The sequence below is a fragment of the Microcoleus asticus IPMA8 genome (assembly GCF_013179805.1).
GTDB classification, from domain to species: Bacteria; Cyanobacteriota; Cyanobacteriia; order Cyanobacteriales; family Microcoleaceae; genus Microcoleus; species Microcoleus asticus.
The window spans coordinates 1-2,716 of sequence record NZ_SRRZ01000260.1; the positions used below are offsets into that span (position 1 = coordinate 1).

The window sequence follows — 2,716 nt, forward strand, 5'->3', positions numbered from 1 at the left end:
TCTGATTTTGCATAGCTCTGAGATTTGCTTCGATCCGCTGGCGCTCTTGAATTTCATTCTGCAATTGCTCTACAGTGTGGGTGAGTTCAGATGTACGCTCCTCGACTTTGATTTCTAGTTCCTCATTAGCCTTTTGCAGGGCTGACTGGGCTTGTTTGCGATCGGTGATATCGCGGACGATCGCCACATATTCTTGCAGATCCTGATTGGTTGTCGAAGCGCTTTGAGAGAATCGGTCTGAGATGGCAACTTCTAGAATGCGCGAGTCGCGATCGGGTTGGTTGAGAGTTTGTTCGCTGCGACTGAGCCACCGATCGGGCTGAGCCCCTAATCCGGGTAGAAATTTGTTGAGGTAAGACCCAATTAGCCTAGTAGAATCTATTCCGAAGACGCTTTCAGCAGCGGGATTAGTCTGGCGAATTACACCTTTTTCATCCAGCACTACGATCGCATCTAGGGCAATGGTAAATAGCTGTTCTGCTCCCTCTCGTGCTTCATCCATTGAGACGACTTGGGGTAAACTCGTCCAGCAGGCGATCGCCACCGCCACAAAAGCAACTAACAAAAGCAGCGCCAGCAAAAGATTAGAACCAACACTAGAGTTAGCGTTTAATCTGATCCCAGAACCCCAACCGATCGCCACAGCGCTACAGACCAGTAAAATCAGGATTACCACCTGAAACGTTACAAAATCTGCGACCAGGCGATTGCTCTGCGTCCTGTAAAGTTTAATCCACCACTCCGCATGGAAGGGGGGAAAGTTTATGCGTCGCATCGCCCCATCCGCTGCCCACAAGACGATCGGACACAGTAGACCCAGGATGAAATCTTGCCACCCCCAAGCCAATCCGCCACAAACCAAAACAACCGTCTCTACCATAAAGAAGCCTAGAGACCACCACGGCCACAGAACCTCTGGCCGCTTTCTTTGCAGCCACAGTGCTAGATGGACTGCCATAATCGAGACCAGGTAACTAATACCTGCCACGACTACTATATGAGCTAAGTCCCCCCAAATTAGAAAGAACAGGCTGACAAACAGCGTAGCCATCAGGGCCGGGCCAAAAACTCCCCGTCGAGACACCACAGCGAAGACGGGGGAAATCTTTCCGTCTACGGCAAGTTGATACAAAATGCGGGGACTGATGGAAAAGCAAGTTGTCGAAGAAAGCAGCCAGCCGGAGAAGACTAGGAATGTTACGAGCAGGGGAGCTGAATCGCCCCAGAAAGGTCGGGCTGCTACTATCAGACTTGAGAACGGATTGGCGGCGATCTCTGGAGTAATCGGCGATCGCATCACGATCCAGGAAACACCCATAAAGGTCAGAGGCATAAAACCCGTCGAGATTCTCAAAAACCGCAGCGTTTCCCCAGGACGGCGGCTATCGGCGACAAATGAAGCAGCCGTTTCACAGGCATAAACTATAATCGTTGCAAAGAAGTACCATTTTACCCAGTCCAAAAAGCTGACGCTCGGCACGGTGGTGGGAAAAAAGCCCGGACTGCTTGGAGAGAAGGCTAACCAGCCCAACCCTTGAACGGAAAAAGTAAATAAGAATCCAATAGCCGGGATGATGAAAAATAAATGCAGGATGCTCAACCCCCTAGTGCCGCTCCAAGCCACAATCAGGGGTAGCACTGTAAATCCAATTTGCAATAGCCGCTTCGGAAAAGTAATCCCCAATGGCTCCAGGTTGATGGCGATCGTGTCTGTGAGTAGGATGGCGTTAAACGCCCCACCACAAGCCCAGCCTATGTAATATCCCAGGGCTGCATAAAGTCCTATAGCCGGGTAGTTTTTTAGCAGTCGAGTGGTATAGTTCGGCGTTCCTCCGGCTACGTTTGGCCAATGCTCGCCTAAGCGTTTCATTTGCAAGTTCAGCATCATACCGACGAGCATTCCAGGCAAGCAGACTAAAAGCGCCCCTGTTCCGAGAGCTGCTTCGATCGTCGGCGCAAGGCTCAGCCAACCGAGATGAGAAGTCAGGCCAAAGCCCCAAGTTTCTAAAGAACTGAGGGTTCGCTCCAAACGCATAGGCGATCGCCTATTCAGATTTTCTCTTGGGGAAGGCTGAGTTGGTTCTGAGTGGTAGCCGTTTTCCGGCTGGTGTCGGATGTCTGTCGCCATCAGTTTTACCTATTATTTTTTGGATTTTGCAGTCGCCACCCCGATATTCCGCTTTATAGAGTTCAACTTTTTTGTATTAAGTATTTTTGCTACTCTTAAATTTTGGCAAAGCGGCCTTTCCCAGTCAACCCCATGAAAATCTATCTCAATCCATCTTTAATATTACCAGGACTTACGCAACTGCCACAGATCCGTGTACCAGCACCCTAAAATTAGACAATAAACATCTGAACATCGGATTTTTTTAGCCAATCAATTAAATAATTTGATAGCAGCCAGTGTTTAATTTGATATATTGTTTGATGAGTTTTATCGGCTAAACTTTTGAGCGCCAAACCGACACAAGTTCATGGTAAGCAATATGATTTATTGGAATTCTAGCTTGACGGCGCTGGCAATATTCTCTGTCGGTTAGTTGCTTAATTATCCTAGGAAATTGCTTAATTTTCCAACCAATAGCACACAGTTTTTGTAGGTTCTTCGTGCTGGCTTGAGTTGGGAGCATCCCGGTTTTGTAAAAGTGCTATCCAGAGAGGATAATAGGTAGAGCGTCAACAGAAGCGTGAACTGCATTTGTAGGAGGAGTGG

The 2,716-nt window shown here is 48.4% G+C and carries 1 protein-coding gene; it reads right to left on the reverse strand.

What is annotated here, in order from left to right:
- Positions 1 to 2,128 (reverse strand): PAS domain S-box protein (locus E5S67_RS31585; RefSeq protein WP_172193382.1); only part of this gene is annotated, 2,128 nt, incomplete at its 3' end.
- Positions 2,129 to 2,716: the final 588 nt, after the last annotated feature.